Origin of the sequence: Nocardiopsis ganjiahuensis DSM 45031, from assembly GCF_000341085.1 — a bacterium.
GTDB lineage: Bacteria > Actinomycetota > Actinomycetes > Streptosporangiales > Streptosporangiaceae > Nocardiopsis > Nocardiopsis ganjiahuensis.
This window is the reverse complement of the sequence record NZ_ANBA01000007.1, coordinates 231,300-252,318: the sequence shown is the minus strand read 5'-3', so window position 1 is coordinate 252,318 and position 21,019 is coordinate 231,300. Positions and strand designations below refer to the sequence as shown.

Here is a 21,019-nt window from a genome sequence, read left to right as displayed (position 1 = left end):
CCGGGGGCTCAGCGGGCCAGGCGGGCGAGGGCCCGGTCCACGTCGAAGCGTTCCGGTGCGGTGAGGGGCGCCCCGGTCCTCTCCCGAACCCGGGTGGCTTCGGCGAGCAGGGCGGCGGCGGTCTCACCGGCTCCGGCCAGGGCGTGGGCCCCGGCCAGTCTTTCGAGCGCGGCGGCGACCGCGCGGGGGTCACCGCTGGCCCAGGCCTCGGTCCGGGCCCGGGCGTGCAGGTCCAGGGCGGCCTCCGCGTCCCCGCGCTGTTCGGCGACATAACCCAGCTGGGTGAGCAGGAACGCCGTCCCGATGTGGCTGTCCGCGCGCAGGTTCCAGTCCACCCAGCGGCGCAGGAGGCGTTCGGCACGGTCGAGGTCGCCTCGCCGGCGGGCCGACAGTACCGTTCCGGCCTCGGCGAACTGTTCGGCCCCGGCGTCCGAGTGCTCCGCCGCCAGGGCCGCGGCCCGCGCGTGCAGGACGTCGGCCCGGTCCAGGTCACCGCGCAGCAGGGCCACCCGGCCCAGGCCGGACAGGGCGAGCGTGGCGTTGCCCCACAACCGCAGCTCCTCGGCCAGCCGCAGGGCGCGTTCGTGGTGGTCGGCGACCCCGTCGAGGTCGCCGAGGGACTCCAGTGCCTGGGCGAGGGCGTCGGTGGCCTGGAGGGCGCCCCAGTTGTCGCCGATCTCCCGCAGCGCCTTCTCCGCCTGCCGTGCCGCGTCCAGGGCCTCGGCGATGTCACCCCGGCGCAGGGCCGCGTAGGCCAGGGTGACGCGGGAGACCTCGGTGCCCCAGCGGTCCCCGGCCGCGGCGGCCGCCTCGTGGGCGGATCGCACGAGACCGGCGGCGCGGTCCTGGTCGCCCAGCCCCCAGCGCAGGTGTTCGATCAGCCAGAGGAGCCGGGCGCGCGTGACGGGATCGCTGACCTGTTCCAGGTGTTCCGGGACCCGGGCACGGCGGCTCTGCTCGTCCTCGGTGGCGGGCACGGCCAGGGCGGTGCGCCACAGGGCGGCCTCGGCACGGGCGGAGGTGTCCGGTCCAGGCAGGGCGAGGGCCCGGTCCAGGGCGGCGCGCGCCTGCCCCGAGCGTCCGCGCAGGTAGCGGTGCCAGCAGGGGGCGACGGCCAGTCGCAGGGCCAGGTCGGGGTCGTCAGCGGCCACGGCGTGGTCCAGCGCGCTGGTGAGGTTGGCGCTCTCGCGGTCCAGGCGCTCCAGCCACCGGTGCTGGTCGGGGCCGCGCAGGTGGGCGTCGGCACCGGCGGCGAGGTCGGCGAGGTGGCGGGCGTGCCTGGCACGGACGCGGGTGCGGTCTCCTGAGGCGGCCAGGTGTTCCAGGGCGTAGGCGGCCACGGACTCCAGGAGCCGGTAGCGGGTGTGGGAGGAGGCGGTCTCGACGGTGACCAGGGAGTGGTCGGCCAGCGCACCGACCACGTCCAGGACCGTGTTCGCGGGCACGTGCACCTGTTCCGCCGTCCCGGTTTCCGCGCTCGGTCCGGGTCCGGAGCAGAGCGCCTCGGCGGTGTCGGGTTCGCAGCCGTCGGCGGTGACGGCCAGGCGGGAGAGCACGGCCCGTTCGGCCGGGTCGAGCTGGTCCCAGCTCCAGTTGATCACCGCGCGCAGGGTGCGCTGGCGCTCGGGGGCGTCGCGGCGACCGGTGCCCAGCAGGGCGAACCGGTCGTCCAAACGGGCGGCGATCTCGTCCGCTCCCAGGTGGCGCAGGCGGGTGGCGGCCAGTTCCAGGGCCAGGGGGATCCCGTCCAGGCGGCGGCAGATTGTGGCCACGGCAGGGGCGGTCGCGGCGTCCAGGACGAAGGCCGTGCGGGCGGCGCGGGCCCGGGCGGTGAAGAGCCGGACCGCGCCCGAGGCGGAGAGTTCGTCGGGGTCGGTGGTGCCGGGGGCGGGCAGGTCGAGCGGGGGCACCGCGTACAGGTGCTCCCCGGCGATGTCGAGGGGCACCCGGCCGGTGGCCAGGACACGCAGGCGGGGCAGGGCGCCCAGGAGGTGGGAGACGAGGGCGGCGGTCGGGGCGACGACGTGCTCGTGGTTGTCCAGGACGAGGAGGGCGCTGCGGCCCCTCAGCATCGCCACGATCCGGACGAGCTCCTCGGGTTCCTCCCGCGCGCTTCCGTCCCGCACGCCCAGGGTGGCGGCCAGGAGGGGCACGGGATCGCCGTCGGGGGCGAGCCCGCCCAGTTCGACCAGCCAGGCGCCGTCCCCGGCCTCGGCGCGGCGGGTGAGCGCGGCTCCGGCCGCCAGAGCGAGGCGGGTCTTGCCGACACCGCCCGGGCCGGTGAGGGTGACGAGCCGGTGCTCGGCGAGCAGGTCGGCCAGGTCCCGTAGAGGGCGGTCGCGGCCGACCAGTGTGTCCACGGGTTCGGGCAGGCGGCCGGGCGCTGGGGCCGGGTCGGGCACCGGGTCCAGGGCGGGATCGCGGGCGAGCATGGCCTGGTGCAGGTCGAGGAGCTGCTGCCCGGGGTCCGCGCCCAGTTCCTCGGCCAGCCGGGAGCGCAGGCGCGTGTAGGCGACCAGGGCCTCGGCGTGGCGTCCGGCCCCGTGGAGGGCGCGCAGGTAGGCGGCGTGCAGGCGTTCACGGTAGGGGTTGCGGGCGACCGGGTCGGCGAGCTCAGCGGCCAGAGCGCTGTGTTCGCCCAGGTCCAGGCGGGTTTCGGCGAGGTCCTCCAGGGCGGTCAGACGCATCTGCGTCCACCGGGTCAGCTCTCCGTGTCCGTCGGGGACCGACCGGGACGCGGTGTCGGTGAACTCGGCCGGCGCCGGTTCGCGCCACAGGTCCAGGGCGCGGGTCAGCAGTTCGGCGCGGGTGCGGGGGGCCGGGTCCTGGGCGGCCCGTCCGACGAGCTCCTCGAACTGCGCGGCGTCGAGGTGGTCGGCCACCAGCAGGTAGCCGGGGGCGCGGTGGCGGACCAGGGCGCGGGCGCCGGGTTCGGCCGCGTCCAGTGCGCCGCGCAGCTGGGAGATGCGGGCCTGGAGGACGGCGGTGGGACGGCTGGGCGGGGTCTCGCCCCACAGGTGGTCCACGAGCTGGTCGACGGGGACGGGGCGCCCCCGGGCCAGGAGGAGGCGGAGCAGCAGGGCGCGGACCTTGGTGTCGGGGATCGGGACGGGTTCGCCGTGATCGGTCCGTACCGACAGTGGTCCGAGCACCCCGAATCGCATGTCCTCACCGTAGCCGCCCCGCCGAGGCCCCGCGGCGGGCCCGTGGCCATCCCGTAGCGGACCCGTGGGGAACCCGTGGCAGTGCCCGGCACCGTGGTCACCAGTCGGGGCGGTCACCAGGCCGCCCGGGGAGAAGGAAGAGGGTTCGGACATGGGTGCCTACGAGGGCAAGCGGGCCGTGGTGGTCGGCGGGACGCACGGTATGGGCCTGGGTGTGGTCGAGGAACTCCTGGCCGGTGGAGCGCGCGTGCTGCTCACCGGCAACAACGAGAAGAACCTGGAGGAGGTGCGGGGCAGGTTCGGGCCCCGGGTGCAGGCGGTGCGCGCGGACGCCGCGCGGGTCGGGGACGCCGACGTCCTGGCCGAGGCGGTGCGCGAGACCCTGGGCGGGATCGACTTCCTGCACGTGAACGTGGGCGTGGCCGCCCTGGAGCCGTTCACCGAGGTCACCGAGGAGACCTACGAGTGGATGTTCGGGATCAACGCCCGGGGCGCGTACTTCACCGTCCAGCGGTTGGCCCCGCTGATCGCCGAGGGCGGGTCGATCGTGTTCACGACGTCGGTCACCAACGCGACGGGGACGGGCGGGATGAGCGTGTACACCGGAACCAAGGCCGCAGTGGCGGGCTTCGCCCGGAGTTTCGCGTCCGAGCTGCTGCCGCGCGGGATCCGGGTGAACAGCGTCGCCCCGGGGTTCGTGCACACCCGGTCGGGCGGGTTCACCGGGGCCTCCGCGGAGGAGCGCGCCGCGATCGAGGCCGCCGGTGACCAGGCCACCCCGATGGGCCGCCACGGGACGGTGGCGGAGGTGGCGCGGGCGGTGCTGTTCCTCGGATTCGAGGCCACCTTCACCACCGGCGCCGAGCTGCCCGTGGACGGCGGTCTGGGCCCCGCCCTCCAGCCGTTCGACTAGCGGCACCCCGGACACTCGGACGAAGTACCAGGGGAAACCGCCTCGGCAGGAGGGGCCGAGGTGGTTTCCCCGCGAGAACTGGCGCCTGCCCCTGGTTCAGGAGATCCCCGGGAGGGGGTTCTACCGCACTTCGGTGCCGGCCTCCGCCGAGGTCCAGAAGAGCGCCTGGGCCACCTGGCCGAACAGCCCCTTGGGGTGGTTGCGGAACAGCGGTTCGGTGCCGAAGAGCACCACGGAGGCGCCCGGTGCGGCCACACCGCTGACGACGGCAGCCTGCCCGGCCGCCGAGTCCTGGCCGCCCGAACCGTTGGCGTCGGGCCGCCAGTGACCGGCCACCAGCGGGCCTTCAGCACCGTAGGACTGCTCGACCGTGACCTCCGGGCCCAGGTCGGTGAACCAGCCCGGTGAGTACACGAACCCGTATCCGCCGGTCCCGGCGAGCGCTCCCTCGCCGTCGTCCATCAGGACCACGCCGTTGGCGTCCGAGCGTCCGGCCCCGTGCTGGACCTCCAACAGCCCGGCCTCCTCGTTGAAGCGTGCTCCGGTCGTGCCCCGGGCGACCACACCGCCCTCCTCCAGGAAGGCGTCCAGGCCGGTACGGGCCTCGTCGGTCAGGCTGGAGTACACCAGGCCGCTCGACACGTAGAGCACGTCGGTCCCGGACCAGTCGAAACCGTCGTTGAGGACGGCCGTGGACACCGTCTCGACGTCGAAGCCCAGTTCGCCGAGGGTGAGAACCTCGTCGGCGGCTCCGGCCACGGCCACGTTCACCGTGTCCAGCGCCGGGGCCCCGGTGGCGGCATCGGAGACGGCGGGGTGGAAGACCGCGCCGTGCCGGTCGGCCGCCTCCGCCACGGCGCCGGCCGCGTCGGCGGAGACCCGCACCGTGCCCGAGCCGCCCCAGGTGGCCTCGGCCCCCGCGGCGACCAGGTCGTTGAGCGCGGCCACGTCGGCGGCGTCGTCCAGGCGCAGCGTCCAGCCGCCGTCACCCTCGACCGCCCCGGTGGGGGCTGCCTCGCTCACACGCTCGGTGGCGCCCGGCGGGGCGGACTCGGCGGACTCGACGGTCGCGCCCCACAGGCGTCCGTGGCTCCACCCGGAGATGTCGTACATCGCCTCGACGTCGCCGGTGATGTCGCGGCCGTCCTCCAGCAGGACGTTGGCCATGCCGCGCTTGGGCTGGTGCATGTCCACCACGTAGGACCCGGCGGGGTAGGAGGTGCCGTCGAGCTCGAACGCGTTCCCGGCGCGCTCCACACGCACGTCGTTGGCGATGAGGAAGTCCACCAGGCGGGCGGCGGCCGGAGCGGAGCGCTGGCCCTCCCCCGCCGGGATCACGTAGGCGCGCGGGAAGTCGGTGGTGTACACGTCCTCGGGGCCGAAGCCGGGCACCCACTCCTCTGGCGGTACCACCTGCTCCTCGCCCGCGGCACCGCGGCGGAACACCTCGATCTGGTCGCCGACCAGCTCCTCGCGGTTCTCGTGCGCGAAGTCGAGGGTGGCCTCGATGGTGGCGGCGGAGATGTCGGTGTTGATCGCGGTGCGCCGCCGCAGCTCCTCCTCGGCCAGGTCGTAGGCGGCGTTGTTCACCCGGAGCGGGAACTCGATGGTGGCCGCGGCTACGGCGCCCTGGTAGGGGGCGTACATGGGGGTGAAGATCGGCGGCCAGTCGTCCCAGCCGTCCTCCCGGTCCCGGAAGGGGATCTGCGGGGGCTGCACGCCGTCGTCCTCGGGGGTGTACCCCAGGTCGAGCACGGCCTGCTCCATGGCGATGCCGTTGGCGTAGGTGTTCTTGATGAACAGGTCGTACTCGTAGTTCTGGCCGTGCGGCGGTGTGGCCGGCTCGATCAGGGTGCCGTTCACGTACCCGTGCTGGTCGATCATGACCAGCGGCTGGGTGTCCACCATGACCTGGCGGATCGCGGCCGTCTCGGGCTGCGAGACGGTGACGAAGTCGCGGTTGAGGTCGAACCCGGCACTGTTGGCGCGGGTGCCCGCCACCCGCCCGTCCGGGTTCGCGGTGACGGTGAAGTACAGGCGCGACCCCTCCAGGAGCTCCCGGGTCCGCTCGTCCTCAGCGGTGGCCAGCTCCTCGATGATCCGCAGGGAGGCGTCGGTCCCCTCCCACTCGTTGCCGTGGATGTTGGCGTTGACGTGCACGGGGGTCTTGTACCGGTCCGGCAGGGTCCGGTCGCGGGCCGCGCGGTCGGGGTTCTCCGCGATGAGCTCGCGCATGCGCTGCTGGTGGCGGGCCTCGGCGCGGGTCTCGGGTTCGGTGAGGGTGACCAGGTACAGGTCGCGGCCTTCGACGGACTCCCCGACGACCTCCACGCTGACCCGGTCGGAGGTCTCCTGGAGGTCGTTGAGCGCGGGCGCGATGCCGTGGTACGGGAGCAGGCCGAGTTTGACCGACCTGTCGTCGGGGTCCTCGGGCGGCTCCGGCAGTTCGGTCCGACGGGGGTAGGCGGCGTCCGGGTCGACCCCGACCGCGTCGAGGGGTGCGGCCAGGGGCTCCGCGGCCAGCGCCTCGGGGCCGGCGGCGGTCTCGTTGCGTTCGGCGCCGTTGGCGTCCTCACGCGGCTCGGCGAGGGCGGGTGCGGGCGCGGCGACCAGACCGAGGGCGACGAAGGCGGCCGCGAACCCGGCCAGGGAGACGGCGCGGGCTCCCCGTGGTCCCGAAGCGGACGCGGCGGGAGCGGGCGGGGTCGCGGGGGACGGGGCTTCGGAGCGGGCTGCGTCGGGGGGCTGTGACACGAAGGTTCCTCCTGTGGTCTTCGACGTTCCTACCGTCCCGGCCGGGCCGAAACAAGACATGAGGCTGTCAACAGCGTGTTTCGTCGGACATCCACGCCTGTGGGAGGGGCCCTGCCCGGCACCGGCGTTCAGTACGGGACCCGGTGCACGCACGCTCCGCGGTTCGGCGGCTCCGGACTGTCAGTGCCCATGACTAGGGTGACCGGCACCACTGGACACCACCCGGAAGGCATGCCATGGATGCGCGGAACCCGCGGGCCGAAGCCCTGACCGACGACTCTCCCGGGGCTTGGGAGGAGGTGCTCGACCACCTGGCCGGGGTGGACCGGACGTACTGGCTGACCCTGAACCGGGAGGACGGGACCGTGCACACCCGGCCGCTGCTGGCGGTGTGGGTGGGCGGGAGGCCCTACTTCGCCTGCGGGGACGGCACCCGCAAAGCGCGGCTGCTGGCCGGTTCCCCGCCGGTGAGCCTCGCGGTGGCCACCGGCCGCCTGGACGTGGTGATCGAGGGACGGGCCGAGCGGATCCGGGAGGAGAGCCTGGTCGAGGAGGTGGCCGGGGCCTACCCGGCCGTCTACGGGTGGGAGCCCGTCGCGGAGGGGGCACTCATCACCGGCCCGGAGGGCGCCCCGACCGCGGGTCCCCCGCCCTACGCCGTGTACGGGATCGTGCCCGAGACCGGCTACGCCTTCCCCGCCGACGACGTCGGTCACGGCCCCACCCGGTGGCGGTTCGGCCCGCAGCCGCGTTAGCCGGGCCCGGACCGCCGGTGGGCACAGAACCATCCCGGGACGCTTCTCGTCACAGCCGGAGTCCGCAAGCGGCCACGGCCGTTCGGTCGGATCCGGCCGAACGGTGACCTGCCTCCCGTTCCCCTGCCCCGGGAGGACTCCCAAAGGGTGGAGGAGGTCGCGGCGCTGACCTCCGGTGCGCTTTCCCCGGACGAGGCGGGGCGGCGGGTCGCCGAGCGCGACCGTGTGTTCGTCTCCTGGCAGGAGGAGGCGGAGCCCGGCGAGTACACTCTGCACAACCACGCCTGGCACCCGAACAGCGGAGAGGACGTACTCCCCGACGGCCTCGACCACTACCGGGCGGTGCCGCATCCGCACGGTGAGGTGATCGCCGCCGTCACCGCCGACGACGGCCTGGACCTGCTGGACCCGGACACCTTCGAGGTCGTCGGCACCATCGTGGACTGAGCCCGCACGACCACCCGGGCCGAGCCCCACGACCAGCGTGGACCGGGCAAGCGCGGCGCCCCGGGCCCGAAGCCAGGTGAGGAAGGAGACCTGGCGGGTATGAGGCCCCCACAGAGCCCACGCGTCCGGCCGGAACGGAGCGGCTCAGCGCCGACCCCGTCGACAGGACCCCGGCGACCGCATAACGCCCCACCCCCCAGGAGGCAACAGTGCGTACCAGCATCACCCTTTCGGTACTCGTCCTCATCTGGTTGGCAGTCGGCGTCACAGCCGCTGTCCAACGCGGATACTTCAGCACTTCAGAGGCCTCCTGCTCATCACTGGGCAGTACTGTGGCGACCATCTTCATCGGTCCTCTGAACTACATCGGTGTCAACCCGGCCATCGAGTGCCCGGATCTTCCCGAGCCCTCCGAGTAACCAGGGACCCCCCATCCGGAACCCGCACGGGCCGGACCGATCACAGGGGCCGCGCACCCCGAGCAAGGGTGTGCGGCCCCGACCCGTGCCGAGCCCTCCTCCCTTCCGCAGGCCGCCGTAGCCCTTCGCCCTGAGTACGGACGCCGTTTCGGCCCCCAGTAGTCTGCCGACGCACATGCCACAGGGGACACAAGGGGAGATGATGGGCGAGCCGGACGAGCGGCCGAACCACGACGGTTCCGAGTCGGAGGGGGAGGGGCGACCAGCTCCCACTGATCCAGGCCATCGCCTCGAGGCCGGAAGGGCCGCAGGAGCCGAGGGGCCGAACGAGGACTCCGAAAGCGCTCCGGACACGGACACCCCAGCGGACCTGTCGGTCGAGCAGCACACTCCGGACCTGTTCGCACGGGTGTTCCGGGTCTACGTCCGGAACCTGTGGGCGCTGCTGGTCGTGGCGGGCCTTCCGCTCGTGCCCCTGGTGCTGCTGAGCCAGATCTACGTGGTGTGGCCCGCCAGCGAGGGTGCCTACCTCAACGGGGTGCTGGAGACCGCCACGGACCCGGTGGGAACGACCGCCCTGGTCATGTTGGGCGCGCTGTGCGTGCTGGGGCTGCTGGTCGGACCGATCCCCCTCGGCGGCTCTGTCCTGCTCGGCGGCGGGGCCCTGCTGGGGCGCCGGGTCACCGTGCGCGACGCCTGGCGGGGAGCCCTGCGCCGCTACTTCACCACTCTGGCCTGGGCACTGATGGTCCTCCTCCTGATGGCCGCGGCGCTGGCGCCGGCACTGTGGCTCCTGTCCCGGGACTGGCCCCTGCTCGGGATCGCGATCGTGGCCCTGCCCCCGCTGCTCCTCCTGCTGACCCCGCTGTCGGTCATGCTGCCCGCCGCCCTGCTGGAGGGGCACGGCCCCTTCCGAGGGCTGGCAGCCGCTTGGCGGATCGGCCGTTACCGCAGGGGAACACACGTCCTGTTCGTGACCGTCTCCTACGGCGTGTCCGTGCTGTTCGGGACCGTTCTGGAACGGTCCCTGCTGCGTTGGACCGAGATGGCCGAAGGCGATCTCGCCTTGCTGGGCATCACCGCGACGGTGTCGATGCTGACAGCGCCGCTGTCCCTGCTGCTGCTCTGCGCCCCCGTGCTCTACGCCGGGGACGGTATCGGCCAGACCCCGGTCCACTTCTCGGCCTACGACAGCCAGGGCCGCCCGATCGGCGAACCGGTCACCCCGGCTCCGGCTTTCGGCGTGCCGAGCGGCCCGCTCACCGACCTGGACCTTGCCCGGGTCGGCAGACAGTTGCCCGGTCCCCGCTCTGAGACGGCCGGATCGCGCGTCCACCACCTGGCGACCGTGCCGTTGACGGTCGCGGCGCTGTTCGCGCCCCCGTTGCTGGGCCCGGCGGCCCTCGCCGCCAACCCCTTCGGTCTCATGGAGCTCACCGCCAGCTCGCTGGAGAGCGTGCGCGCCGACGACCTCACGGTGGACGTCGACGCCACCGACGCCGGAGCACTGATCGGTACGGCCCGGCGCGGAACCCAGCTGGAGTGGTGCGACCCCGACTGCGCGGTCGGGCCCGGCTCCCAGACACTCAGGGGTGGCAGCGGGGTCTCGGTCGAAGGCGGGCGGCTGCTGCAGACCCACTGGCAGGAGTTCGAACACGACGAGGACTCCGACCAGGACCGCTACGCCCCCCACCCCGAGTCCGGCCTGTACCTGACGGTGTGCGAGGACGCCCTGGAGTGCGACCACGCCGACGCGGAGCTCCTGCGCCCCTTCGACGGCAAGCTGTACGACATCCACTCCGCGGTGGCACCGCTGGCCGACGGCGGAATGGTCGTGGCCTCACACGTGCGCCACGACGACCGGCGCGACCTCGACGAGGTGGTCGACGGCGACAGCGGCGGGCTGCGCCTGCACGTGTGCGGGGACGCCGCGTGCGCGGACCCGCACATCCTGGACCTGCCCCCCGATCTGACGGTGGGCGGATTCATCACCGACGGAGCCTTCCTGCACGCGGCCGGTTCCCCTGAAGGCGGGTTCGGTGTGGCGGCGGTGGACCCCAACTTCGGCTCTTTCTCCCTGGTGCTCTGCGCGGAGAACGAGTGCGCGGAACCGGAGGTCGCCGAGGTGTTCGGGGACCGGTTCCGGATCGAGTACGAGTCCAGGCTCAGGCCGAGGTTCGGAGCGCGGATCGAGTACCGCTCCGACGGCACACCGGTGGCGGCCTACCGCGACGTCCGCACCGGAGAGGCCCGGCTGGTGGACTGCCACGACGCCGTGTGCTCGGAGTTCACCGACCGCGCCGTCACCGGGCCGGGCTGGGCCCGCCCCACACCGGGGTTGGCCGTCGACTCCCAGGACCGGCCCCAGCTGCTGACCCCGGACATGGCGGGACAGGAGCTGGTCCTGTTGTCCTGCCTGGACCGGAGCTGCACGGAGACGGTGAGCACCGGGCTGGTCGGTTTCGAGAGCGAGCCCGCGGTCACCGCCCTGGCCCTGGACGCACGCGACCGACCGCACATGGTCTGGGGCGAGGGTGCGCAGGGCGTGTTCGGGGGCGGGTTCGACGCCGAGTCGCTGTACCTGAGCTGCGCGGAACCCTACTGCGGGGGTGTCCCGGCCACACCGTAGTCCACGGCGAACAGACGGGGTGCGACACACTCGGGTCCCCCGGTGGGCGACTCCCAGCCGAGCTCGCGCACCCCGTCAGGGGCACAGCCCCGGTACACACCGACGTACTCCCCCTCCTCCGTCTGATACGAGGCCAGGTGGCGGATTCCGGCGGCCGTGTCGATCTCGAAGCGCTCCGCGTTCGGCCCCTCGGCCGTGACGGGAGGGGTGTGGGGGTCGAGTTCTGAGGTGTCGACACCGTCGCGGTACCAGTGGTAGTCGACCCCGTAGCTCTCCGGCGGGAATCCGAGGGCCCGGTCGTCCACCTCCTCGCCGGTGCGGGCGTCCACCAGCCAGTGGTCGTCGCCCCGGCTCAGGTGCAGCAGGCCGGGGTCACCCGCCACGACCCGATGGAACTCGCGGCCGCCGTCGAGGGTCCACAGCCGTTCCCCGGTCCCGGTGTCCATGACGGCCCCTCCGGACACGAACAGGCCGCCGCCACCGACCGCGGTGAGCTCGTTCGCGTCCAGGCCCTCGGGGACGGGGAAACCCTCTGACACCCGCCCGTCGGCGAGGTCGACCCGGTGGACGAGGTCGGGTTCGCCGCTGTCGTCGCCGGACCGTTCAAGGGTGAAGAGGGTGTCCTCGGTCAGGGCGTCAACGTCCACCCGGCCGGGCAGTGGGGCGGTCCACTCGGTACGGCCGGTGGAGGCCGCCACGAGGGCGTACACACTGTCCTCCCCGGACCCGATGTTCCGTTCCGTGGTGACCAGGAAGTGGGTGTCGTTGGCGGGGATCCCCTCCCGGAGCGCGGTATGCGTCTCCAGGTCGAGGAACTCCCACTCCAGGCCGTCCTCGGCGGGGTCGAGCAGGTAGAGCAGGCCCATCCACTCACGGTTGTCCCGGGCGACCATGACCAGCCGGTCCCCCACCGGATGGAGGCCGAGCACGCTCTTGTTCCGGTCGGGGTCGACCTCCTCGGTCCACAGCGGCTCGGCGCTCTCCAGGTCGACCGCGAGGATCTGTTCGTGGTCGTGGTGGTAGAGAACCCCCTCGTGGACGGTGGCCCCGGGATAGGGGTGATCGCTGGAGGTCGCCTGCCCCCGGGGAAGGACCACCGAGGAATCACCCGGGTAGGTGTACATCATGTACTCCCCTTCCAACGGCAGGGACCAGCGCACCGAACCCGGCTCGCCGCAGTCGCCGGTGCTTCCGGCGTCTGCGGGGTCCTCGCAGGTGACCAGTCGGTCCGGACTGATCGCGGAGGGCGGCAGGAGCTCCGGGGCGGCCTCCTCCCCGTCGGAACAGGCGGTGAGGGCGAGGACGCAGACCAGTCCGAGCACGGGGAGGGTCCGGGCCGGGGAGAACGAAGGGAACGGGGCAGGGGAAAGCATGCGCGCATCGTAGCGAGCCGGGCACCGGGTCCCGACCGGCACCCGCCCTCGTGCGTCCCCGTGACCGCCGCCGGAACGGCGGGTGCGGGTGTGCGACCGAACCGGTCAGGAATCGAGAAGCACCGCCGACCAGGGCGGAACTAGTGTCGTGGACATGACCTCAGACCTCACTTCCATCGAAACCCTGATCCTCGACGTGGCCGACCCCGGGGCCGCCGGGCGCTTCTACTCCGACGCCTTCGGGCTGGGCTCCGAGGTGACTCCGCGGGCCGCCGAACCGGCGACCTCCGGCTTCCGCGGGTTCACGATCTCCATGGTGGTCTCGCAGCCCTCCACCGTCGACAGCCTGGTCGGCACCGCGCTGGAGGCCGGGGCCACGGTGCTGAACCCGGTCGCGAGATCGCTGTGGGGCTACGGCGGCTCCGTGCGAACCCCGGACGGGGCGATCTGCACGATCGCGTCCTCGTCGAAGAAGGACACCGGTCCGGCCACCCGCGAGATCGACGACCTCATCCTCCAGCTGGGCGTCACGGACGTGACCGAGAGCAAGAAGTTCTACGTCGGGCAGGGCCTGGCCGTGGCCAACAGCTTCGGCGGCAAGTACGTCCAGTTCGCGTCCGGGTCCGGTGCCGTGAAGCTGGCGCTGTACAAGCGCAAGGGCCTGGCCAAGGTCGCCGGGGTCGCCCCCGAGGGCACCGGTTCGCCCCGGCTCACGGTCGGCAACGACACCGCGGCCTTCACCGACCCGGACGGGTTCGCCTGGGAGGCCGTCCGGCAGGACGCCCGGCACTGAGCCGCGGGGAGCGCCACGGGGATTCCGACCCCAGGGCCCCGCCCACCCGGTCAGCTGTCCTCGGGGCGTTCGGGCCAGTCGGGGAGGACGTCCCGGTACTCGTCGATCCGGCCGGGGAAACGGGGCGGGCGCTTCTCCAGGAACGACAGCACCCCCTCGGCCGCCTCCGGGCCGCCGCCGAGCCGGTGGATCGTCCGGGAGTCCATCCGGTGCGCGTCCCACGGGCCGTCCGCGCCCAGCATCGACCACAGCATGCGGCGGGAGAGCGCCACCGACACCGCCGAGGTGTTCTCGACGATCTCGCGGGCGATCCCGTGCGCTGCGGCGAGCAGCCCGTCGGCGGGTTCGATCCGTGAGACCAGCCCTCCGGCCAGGGCCTCCCTGGCGTCGAAGACCCGCCCGGTGGCCACCCACTCCATCGCCTGGGAGATCCCCACCACCCGGGGCAGGAACCAGCTGGAGGCGGCCTCCGGGACCAGGCCGCGGCGGGTGAACACGAACCCGAACCGGGCGCCGTCCGCCGCGATCCGGATGTCCGCGGGCAGGATCATGGTGGCGCCCACCCCCACGGCGGGACCGTTGACCGCGACGATCACCGGTTTGAGCGAGGCCGCCACGCGCAGCGCGAGCACCCCGCCGCCGTCGCGGGGCACCCCGTCCACCGTCTCGGTGTCCGCCGCCGAACCCGGGTGGCCCTCGTCGGCGGCGTCGAAGGTCCTGGCGCCCCGGCCGAGGTCGGCCCCGGCGCAGAACCCGCGGCCGGCACCGGTCAGCACCACGGCCCGGACCGCGTCGTCGGCGTCGGTGGTGTCGAAGGCGGCGAGGAGTTCGGCCGCCATCACGGCGGTGAGCGCGTTGAGCTTCTCGGGACGGTCCAGGGTGATCGTGGCGATGCCTTCGGCCACCTCGTAGCGGATCTCGCGGTGGTTCATCGGGCGGCCTCCGGGGCGGTGTCGGGCAGGAGGCGGTCGGCGAGCACGCGCGCGGCGTCGGAGGGGTCGCCGAGCAGGTGTTCCAGGGTCCTGGCCCGTTTGTAGTACAGGTGAGCGTCGTGTTCCCACGTGAAGCCGATCCCGCCGAGCACCTCGACGGCGCGGGCGGCGGTGCGGAAGGCGGCCGCGGGGACGGTGAGCCGGGCGTGAGCGGCGGCCACGGGGAACTCGCCCGGGGCGTGGTCGGCGGCCCAGGCGGCGTGGCGGAGCACGGACTCGGACAGTTCGAGGTCGACGTGGGAGTCCGCGCACAGGTGTTTGACCGCCTGGTAGGAGCCGATGTAGCGGCCGAACTGGATCCGGACCTTGGCGTACTCGACCGCGGTCTCCAGTGCGTGGGCGAGGACGCCCAGGGATTCGGCGGCCACGGCCACCGAGGCCAGGTCGCGGACCCGTGACAGGGCGGCACGGGCGTCGGGGGTGGTCAACCGCCGGGCCGGAGTGGCGTCGAACCCGATCCGGGCGAAGGCGCGGGTGGGGTCGAGCGGCTCCAGCGGGGTGCGGGTGAGGCCTCGCGCGTCGCGGTCCACCTGGAAGAAGCCGGGCCCGTCGGGGGTGTCGGCGAGGACCAGCAGTACGTCGGCCCCGGCCCCGTCCAGGACCGTCTCCTTGCGTCCGGTGAGGACCCAGCCGGCCCCGCCCGCCGGGTCGTCGGAGACGGGTTCGGCGCGGGTGGTGACGGCCTCGGTGTCCCAGCGGCCGTTCTCGGTGACGGCGACGGCGACCAGCCGTTCCCCGGCGGCGATCGAGGGGAGGAGTTCGGCCCGGGCGCGCTCGTCGGCCAGGGACGAGAGGGTGTCGACCGCGAGGACGGCGCAGGACAGGTACGGGACCGGGACCAGGGCGCGGCCGAGTTCTTCCAGGGCCACGGCGCGTTCCACGTGTCCGGCGCCGGAGCCCCCGTGGGAGGCGGGCACGGTGAGCCCGACCAGGTCGAGCCGGTCGGCCAGTCCGCGCCAGAGCCCGGGGACAGGGCCGTGGTCGCCGTCCACCACCGCGCGGAGCACGGACCGGGGCGCCTCCTCCCGGGCGAAGGCGCGCACCGCGGCGCGCAGGTCTTCCTGTTCCTGTTCGAGGACCAACTGCATGGGGGCTCCGGAGTCTGCTCGGGTCACAGGGGTCGCCGGCTCACGCCGCCGGCTCATTCGGACCTCTGGGTGCCGACCCGCAGTTCACGGAAGGGCACCCCGCGGTCGGCCGAGGGCTCCTTGGGCAGCCCGAGGACACGCTCGCCGATGATGTTGCGCTGGATCTCGTTGGTGCCCCCGGCGATCGAGGAGGAGGGGGCTCCGTTGACCGCCAGGGCGCGTTCGGTCGCGCGGGTGTCCGCGCTGTCCCAGGCCAGCGCCGTGGGTCCGGCCACGTCCCCGGAGAGCTCCACGGCCAGCGCGTCGTTGAGGGCCCCGACCAGTTTCGCGACCGAACCCCGCGCTCCGGGCGGGCGACCGGCGTCCGCCTCCTGGCGCATCCGGCGGGTGAACAGGCCCAGTGCCCGCTGCCGGGCGTACAGGCGGGCCAGCCGTTCGCGTACGACCGGGTCCCGGTCGACGCCCCGTTCGACGGCCAGTCCGGCCAGGGCGGTGAAGGACAGCGCGTCGGAGCGGCGGGAGGCCATCCCGCCGATGAAGACCCGCTCGTGGCCGAGCATCGTCACGGCCGCCGCCCACCCCTGGCCGACCTCGCCGATCACGCTGTCGGCGGGCAGGCGCACCCCGTCGAGGAAGACCTCGTTGAAGACCGACCACCCGGTCATGTCGCGCAGCGGTCGCACGGTCACCCCGGGGGCGCGCATGTCCAGCACGAACATGGTGAGCCCCTGGTGTTTGGGCACGTCGGGGTCGGTACGCACCAGGATCGCACCGAAGTCGGAGTGCTGGGCCCCCGTGGTCCACACCTTCTGGCCGTCCAGGACCCATCCGTCGCCGTCCCGGACCGCCCGGCTCTGCAGGCCGGCCACGTCCGAGCCCGCGCCGGGTTCGGAGAAGAGCTGGCACCAGATCTCCTCGCCGCGCATCAGGGGGCGCAGGTAACGCTGTTTCTGCTCCTCGGTGCCCAGGTCGGCGAGGGTGGGGCCGCACATGCCCAGGCCCACGACGAACGGGCCGACCGGCGGGGTGAGGTCCCGGACCGCGTCGTTGAAGGCCTGCTGGTGGGCCTGGCCCAGTCCGCGTCCGCCGTACTCGGCGGGCCAGGTGATCCCGGCGAACCCCGCGTCGTACAGGGCGGCCTGGAAGGCGCGGCAGTGCGCGAGCTCCTCGGCCGGGGTACGGGGCTCGCCCTCGGCTTCCTCGGGGAGGTTCTCGGCGAGCCACTGCCCGGCCCGGGCACCGAACCCCTCCGGGCTCTCCTCGGTCGCGGCCCCGGAGGGTCCGGTCGCTGATTCACCCATCACGTCCGCCTGTCGTCGTCGCGGGTTCGCGCCGCCACCCCCGGTGCCGGCGCCGACCGGGCCTGCGCCAGAAGCTATCCAACGACCGCCGACCCGGCAAGGCTCCCCCGCGGACTTTCCCGAGCGGACCCTTGACGCTCACCGAACCCCGTTCTAGTGTCCGTGGCCAGCACCCGCGCGACAAGGAGCCCGCATGCACCCAGGTGTCCATGCCGTTCACTCCCCCGACAAGCCGGCCGCCGTCCAGGCCGAGACCGGACAGGTCCTCACCTACGGCGCCCTGGCGGAGAACTCACGACGCCTGGCACGTTTCCTGTACGACAGCGGCCTGCGCCCCGACGACCACATCGCCCTGCTGACGGACAACACCCTGCGCGCCTTCGAGGTCCACTGGGCGGCCCTGCGCTCGGGCCTGCACATCACCGCCGTCAACCGCCACCTCGCCCCGGCCGAGGTCAGCTACATCGTGAACGACTGCGGGGCCGGGGCGCTGGTCGTCTCCGCCCGGTTGGCCGACCTGGTCGGGCGGCTCGACGTCCCCGGGGTCGGCGTCCGGCTCGTCTACGGCGACACCGCCGACGCCGACGCGTCCGCGGACTCCCCCGCAGGCCTCCCCTGCGGATCCCCCGCGAGTTCCCCCGGTGACGCCCTCGACGGCTTCACCTCCTACGACGAGGCACTGGCCGCGGCCTCCGACGAACCCCTGCCCGAGGACCTGCCGCGCGGCAACGACATGCTGTACTCCTCCGGGACCACCGGACGGCCCAAGGGGGTCCGCAAACCGCTCCCCGGCTGTCCCGTGGGCGAACTCCCCACGATGGTGGCGAGCATCATCGCCCTGAACGGCTTCGACCGGGACACCGTGTACCTGTCCCCCGCGCCGATCTACCACGCGGCGCCGCTGCGCTTCGCCGAGGCGGTGCACTCCCTGGGCGGCACGGTCGTCCTGATGGAGCGCTTCGACGCCGAAGGGGCGCTGGCCGCGATCGAGCGCCACCGGGTCACGCACAGCCAGTGGGTGCCCACCATGTTCGTGCGCATGCTCAAGCTCGACCCGCGCGTGCGGGAGGCCTACGACCTGTCCAGCCAGCGGTTCGCCGTGCACGCCGCCGCACCCTGCCCCGTGGAGGTCAAGCGGGCGATGATCGACTGGTGGGGGCCGGTGGTCAACGAGTACTACTCCTCGACCGAGGCCAACGGGCTGACCTTACATCGGCTCCCAGGAGTGGCTGGAGCGGCCCGGTTCGGTGGGGCGGGCCCTGCTCGGCACCGTGCACGTGTGCGACGAGGCGGGCGCCGATCGGCCCGCCGGAAAGGCGGGCGTGGTCTACTTCGCCCGCGACGAACCCGTGTTCAGCTACCACAACGACCCCGAGAAGACCGCCCGCGCCCGGCACCCGGACCATCCGGAGTGGAGCACCACCGGGGACATGGGCTACCTGGACGAGGACGGCTTCCTGTTCCTCACCGAGCGCACGGACTTCATGATCATCAGCGGCGGTGTGAACATCTACCCCCAGGAGATAGAGGGGGCCCTGGCCCTGCACCCCCGGGTGCTGGACGTGGCGGTGATCGGTGTCCCCGACCCGGAGATGGGCGAGTCGGTCAAGGCGGTCGTGCAGACGCCGCCGGGGGTGGCGGGCACCCCCGAACTCGCCGACGAACTCCGCGCCCACCTGCGCGAGCGCATCGCCGGGTACAAGGTGCCCCGCTCCTTCGACTTCGTCGGCGAACTCCCCCGCACCCCCAGCGGCAAGCTCCTCAAACACCGGCTCCGGAGGCGGTACACCGAGCCCGCCGCCGCACCGGCCGAACCGTGAGGATCCGCCCCGGGCGCGGGCTCGGTGAACACAGCCAGTAGTCTTCCGTCGCACACACGAGCGAAGCGGGAGATCGATGGACAGGCCGGACGGCGACGACGCGGCGCAGCGGAACCGACCGAACGAGGACGGGCCGGACACGGCCGGCACCACGGCAGGGGCACAGCCGGACCCACGGGAGACCCCGGAGACCGCCGAGACCTCCGAGGTTCCTGGGGTCCCCGCGGACTCCGAAGCCCCAGATCCCCCCGAGGCAGCCGAGACACCCGAGGTCCCCGAAGCTCCTCTCCCCGACCTCGACCTGCAGCCGAACCCGTCCTCCCTGTACAGGCGGGTCCTGTCCACCTACCTCCGACGGCTGTGGGCCCTGCTGGTGGTGTCGGCCCTGCCCGCCGTTCCCGTGGTACTGCTCGGCCAGGTCCTGGGGGTGGCTTCCGCACGTGACGGGGTCTTCCTCAACGGGGTCCTGGAGTCCGCCACCGACCCGCTGTCCACCGCCGTGCTGGTCACCACCGGCGTCCTCCTCCTGCTCGGGACCGCGGTCGTCCCGGTCGGCGTGGGCGGGGCCGTCCTGCTCGGCAGCGCCGACCTCCTGGGCCGCCGCCTCTCCCCGCGGCAGGCCTGGCAAGGGGCGCTGAACCGCTACTTCACGGTCCTGACCTGGTTCTTCCTGATGATCGCGTTGATCGCGGCCGCCGTGGGCCTCCTCCTGTCGACGATGCTCTCGGACTGGCCCACGATCCTGACCGCGATCCTGGTGCTCGGGACGGCGCTGTTCCTGTGCGTTCCGCTCATGGTGTCCCTCCCCCTGGCGCTGCTGGAGGGGCACGGCCCCTTCCGCGCCGTGTGGGAGGCCTGCCGCATGGCGCGCCACCGCTTCGGCACCCACCTGCTCATGGTCGGGTCCTCCGTCGCGCTGACCGCGCTGGCCGGTACCGGCCTGGAGCAGGGACTGGTCGCCTGGACCGACCTGCGGGAGGGCCTGCCGCTGCTGTCCGTGATCACGGTGACGGTCGGTATCCTCGTCGCTCCGCTGTCCCTTCTGCTGAGCTGCGCACCGGTGGCCTACTCCTGGCGCCTGACCGACTCGACGCCCGTCTCGCAGGGCTACACGGGCACGCCGGACACCCGCGACCTGGACCTGGTCCTGGTCTCCGACCGGCTTCCCCAGAGCCCGCCCCGGCGCGCCGGGCGCGCCTCCGACTCGGCGTTCGACGGCCCTCCGGGACTGGTGGTCCCGGCACTGGCCCTGGCCGTGTTCGGCCTGCCGCTGCTGGGCCCCGGCCTGGTCGCCGCCAACCCGTTCGGGCTGCCCCGGATGGAGGCCCACCCGGTCACCAGCGTCGGTTCGCGCGGGAACCACGACGAGGGCACGGTGAGGATCGCTCCGGGGCTGATCGGCAACGCCGCCTACCAGGTGTACGCGGAGGTGTGCGATCCCGAGTGCGAGCCCTACGAGCTGGACCACGCCAGGTACGGCAGCGGCATCCATGTCGGTGACGACGGCGTCCTGTGGACGGCCTGGCGGGAGTACGAACACGAGGAGATCGACAAGGACGAGAACGAACGCTACGACCCGCACCCGGACTCGGGGCTCTACCTGATGTCCTGCGCGGACGCCGCCGACTGCGAGACCCCCGACACCGAGGTCCAGGTCCGATGGTTCTCGGGCAGGCAGTTCGACCTCTCGTCCTCGATCACCCCGCTGGCCGACGGCCGACTGCTGGTGGCCTCCCACGCGCGCCACGACGACCAGCAGGACGCCGAGGTCACCGGCGACCGGGGCGGGGCCTACCTGCACCTGTGCGAGGACACCTCCTGTGCCGCCCCCGAGACGGTGGAGCTCCCCTCGGACCTGGCCGCGGGCGGCTTCCTCACCGGCGGCGAGTACCTCGCCACGGCTGCCTCCCCCGCGGGCGGATACGCCGTGGCCCTGTCCGACCCCGCCCGGGGCTCACTCGCCCTGGCGGTCTGCGCCGACACCGCGTGCTCGGAACCCGAGGTCACCGAGGTCCGCGGAGACAGCTTCCTCCGAGAGCACGAGGGGCGGCTGCGCCCCCGCTTCGGGGTCCGCGTGGAGTACCGCTCCGACGGCACCCCCGTCCTGGCCTACCGGGAGCCGCAGGGCGGCCGGGCCCACCTCGTGGACTGCCACGACCCACTGTGCGCCGGGTTCACCGACACCCCGGTCAGCGGTACCGGCTGGGCACGGCCGGTGCCGGGGCTCGCGGTGGACTCCCAGGACCGGGTCCACCTGCTCACCCCGGACTTCGACGAGGGGCGGCTGACCCTGCTGACCTGTCTGGACCGGAGCTGCGAGGAGTCCCTGGCGACCCCGCTGATGGAGCTCGGGGAGAACGAACCGTTCATGACCGTGCTGGCCCTGGACGAGCAGGACCGCCCCCTCATGGTGCGGGGGGACGGGAACTCCACCACCAGCTTCTCGGGCATGGTCGGCTTCGAGGGAGACGCGGTCCGCCTGCGCTGCGAACGCCCCCACTGCGGTGCCGCGCCGCCCGCCTGACCGCCGGGCGGGGGCTCCGGCCCAGCGCCCCCGGCGCCCGCCGACCC

General features: G+C 73.3%; 14 protein-coding genes and 1 pseudogene. 9 read left to right on the top strand and 6 right to left on the bottom strand.

What is annotated here, in order from left to right; translation table 11 throughout:
- Positions 1-8 precede the first annotated feature (8 nt).
- A complete protein-coding gene (locus tag D458_RS0107845) occupies positions 9-3,164 on the bottom strand; it encodes a BTAD domain-containing putative transcriptional regulator (protein WP_026119095.1) in 3,156 nt (1,051 codons plus the stop codon).
- A 151-nt stretch (positions 3,165-3,315) separates the two neighbouring features.
- Between D458_RS0107845 and D458_RS0107840 the strand changes: the two genes are divergently transcribed.
- On the top strand, positions 3,316-4,077 hold the full coding sequence (locus tag D458_RS0107840) for an SDR family oxidoreductase (RefSeq protein WP_017586177.1): 762 nt from the start codon (positions 3,316-3,318) through the stop codon (positions 4,075-4,077).
- A 120-nt stretch (positions 4,078-4,197) separates the two neighbouring features.
- On the opposite strand, the gene D458_RS0107835 is transcribed toward D458_RS0107840, so the two are convergent.
- Positions 4,198-6,831 (bottom strand): M14 family zinc carboxypeptidase, encoded by a 2,634-nt coding sequence (locus D458_RS0107835; protein WP_017586176.1) that lies wholly within the window; start codon positions 6,829-6,831, stop codon positions 4,198-4,200.
- Positions 6,832-7,067: 236 nt separating this feature from the next.
- Here D458_RS0107835 and D458_RS37870 point away from each other — a divergent pair, with 236 nt between their 5' ends.
- The 4 genes from D458_RS37870 (at position 7,068) to D458_RS0107815 (ending at position 11,081) form a co-directional block, all read left to right on the top strand.
- On the top strand, positions 7,068-7,586 hold the full coding sequence (locus D458_RS37870) for a pyridoxamine 5'-phosphate oxidase family protein (protein WP_017586175.1): 519 nt from the start codon (positions 7,068-7,070) through the stop codon (positions 7,584-7,586).
- A gap of 147 nt (positions 7,587-7,733) precedes the next feature.
- Complete coding sequence (locus D458_RS0107825; protein ID WP_017586174.1) at positions 7,734-8,033, top strand: hypothetical protein; 300 nt, start codon at positions 7,734-7,736, stop codon at positions 8,031-8,033.
- A gap of 209 nt (positions 8,034-8,242) precedes the next feature.
- Positions 8,243-8,452: a hypothetical protein gene (locus D458_RS0107820; protein WP_026119094.1), complete on the top strand. Its 210-nt coding sequence runs from the start codon at positions 8,243-8,245 to the stop codon at positions 8,450-8,452.
- A gap of 175 nt (positions 8,453-8,627) precedes the next feature.
- Positions 8,628-11,081 (top strand): hypothetical protein, encoded by a 2,454-nt coding sequence (locus tag D458_RS0107815; protein ID WP_239647914.1) that lies wholly within the window; start codon positions 8,628-8,630, stop codon positions 11,079-11,081.
- Here the strand turns inward: D458_RS0107815 and D458_RS0107810 are convergent.
- Positions 11,051-12,454, bottom strand: a complete 1,404-nt coding sequence (locus tag D458_RS0107810) for an outer membrane protein assembly factor BamB family protein (RefSeq protein WP_239647913.1) — start codon at positions 12,452-12,454, stop codon at positions 11,051-11,053. The genes D458_RS0107815 and D458_RS0107810 overlap by 31 nt on opposite strands.
- A gap of 154 nt (positions 12,455-12,608) precedes the next feature.
- On the opposite strand from D458_RS0107810, the gene D458_RS0107805 reads away from it, so the two are divergent.
- A complete protein-coding gene (locus D458_RS0107805) occupies positions 12,609-13,247 on the top strand; it encodes a VOC family protein (RefSeq protein ID WP_040702275.1) in 639 nt (212 codons plus the stop codon).
- A 50-nt stretch (positions 13,248-13,297) separates the two neighbouring features.
- Here D458_RS0107805 and D458_RS0107800 read toward each other — a convergent pair whose 3' ends face one another.
- The 3 genes from D458_RS0107800 to D458_RS0107790 are packed head-to-tail and all read right to left on the bottom strand — an operon-like array spanning position 13,298 to position 16,628.
- The gene (locus D458_RS0107800) at positions 13,298-14,179 is read right to left on the bottom strand and encodes an enoyl-CoA hydratase-related protein (RefSeq protein WP_017586170.1); all 882 of its coding nucleotides are present in this window, start codon (positions 14,177-14,179) and stop codon (positions 13,298-13,300) included.
- The gene (locus tag D458_RS0107795; RefSeq protein WP_017586169.1) at positions 14,176-15,327 is read right to left on the bottom strand and encodes an acyl-CoA dehydrogenase family protein; all 1,152 of its coding nucleotides are present in this window, start codon (positions 15,325-15,327) and stop codon (positions 14,176-14,178) included. The genes D458_RS0107800 and D458_RS0107795 overlap by 4 nt, the downstream gene beginning before the upstream one ends.
- A 53-nt stretch (positions 15,328-15,380) precedes the next feature.
- Positions 15,381-16,628 (bottom strand): acyl-CoA dehydrogenase family protein, encoded by a 1,248-nt coding sequence (locus tag D458_RS0107790; RefSeq protein WP_017586168.1) that lies wholly within the window; start codon positions 16,626-16,628, stop codon positions 15,381-15,383.
- 193 nt (positions 16,629-16,821) lie between these two features.
- Here D458_RS0107790 and D458_RS37415 point away from each other — a divergent pair.
- From D458_RS37415 to D458_RS33150, 3 genes and pseudogenes are all read left to right on the top strand, one after another.
- A pseudogene (locus D458_RS37415) lies at positions 16,822-17,829 on the top strand (AMP-binding protein); the annotation flags it as partial.
- A 46-nt stretch (positions 17,830-17,875) separates the two neighbouring features.
- Positions 17,876-18,448: an AMP-binding enzyme gene (locus D458_RS37410; protein WP_017586166.1), complete on the top strand. Its 573-nt coding sequence runs from the start codon at positions 17,876-17,878 to the stop codon at positions 18,446-18,448.
- Positions 18,449-18,524: 76 nt separating this feature from the next.
- Positions 18,525-20,972 carry a hypothetical protein gene (locus tag D458_RS33150; RefSeq protein ID WP_017586165.1) on the top strand — a complete coding sequence of 816 codons (2,448 nt, stop codon included), beginning with the start codon at positions 18,525-18,527 and terminating at the stop codon, positions 20,970-20,972.
- Positions 20,973-21,019 lie beyond the last annotated feature (47 nt).

Excerpts from the sequence above, each read along its gene's own strand:
- D458_RS0107815 (WP_239647914.1), top strand. The coding sequence starts at position 8,628 with ATGCCACAGGGGACACAAGGGGAGATGATGGGCGAGCCGGACGAGCGG.
- D458_RS0107800 (WP_017586170.1), bottom strand. The coding sequence starts at position 14,179 with ATGAACCACCGCGAGATCCGCTACGAGGTGGCCGAAGGCATCGCCACG.
- D458_RS0107795 (WP_017586169.1), bottom strand. The coding sequence starts at position 15,327 with ATGCAGTTGGTCCTCGAACAGGAACAGGAAGACCTGCGCGCCGCGGTG.
- D458_RS0107840 (WP_017586177.1), top strand. The coding sequence starts at position 3,316 with ATGGGTGCCTACGAGGGCAAGCGGGCCGTGGTGGTCGGCGGGACGCAC.
- D458_RS0107805 (WP_040702275.1), top strand. The coding sequence starts at position 12,609 with ATGACCTCAGACCTCACTTCCATCGAAACCCTGATCCTCGACGTGGCC.
- D458_RS0107790 (WP_017586168.1), bottom strand. The coding sequence starts at position 16,628 with ATGGGTGAATCAGCGACCGGACCCTCCGGGGCCGCGACCGAGGAGAGC.
- D458_RS0107845 (WP_026119095.1), bottom strand. The coding sequence starts at position 3,164 with ATGCGATTCGGGGTGCTCGGACCACTGTCGGTACGGACCGATCACGGC.
- D458_RS0107810 (WP_239647913.1), bottom strand. The coding sequence starts at position 12,454 with ATGCTTTCCCCTGCCCCGTTCCCTTCGTTCTCCCCGGCCCGGACCCTC.
- D458_RS33150 (WP_017586165.1), top strand. The coding sequence starts at position 18,525 with ATGGACAGGCCGGACGGCGACGACGCGGCGCAGCGGAACCGACCGAAC.
- D458_RS37870 (WP_017586175.1), top strand. The coding sequence starts at position 7,068 with ATGGATGCGCGGAACCCGCGGGCCGAAGCCCTGACCGACGACTCTCCC.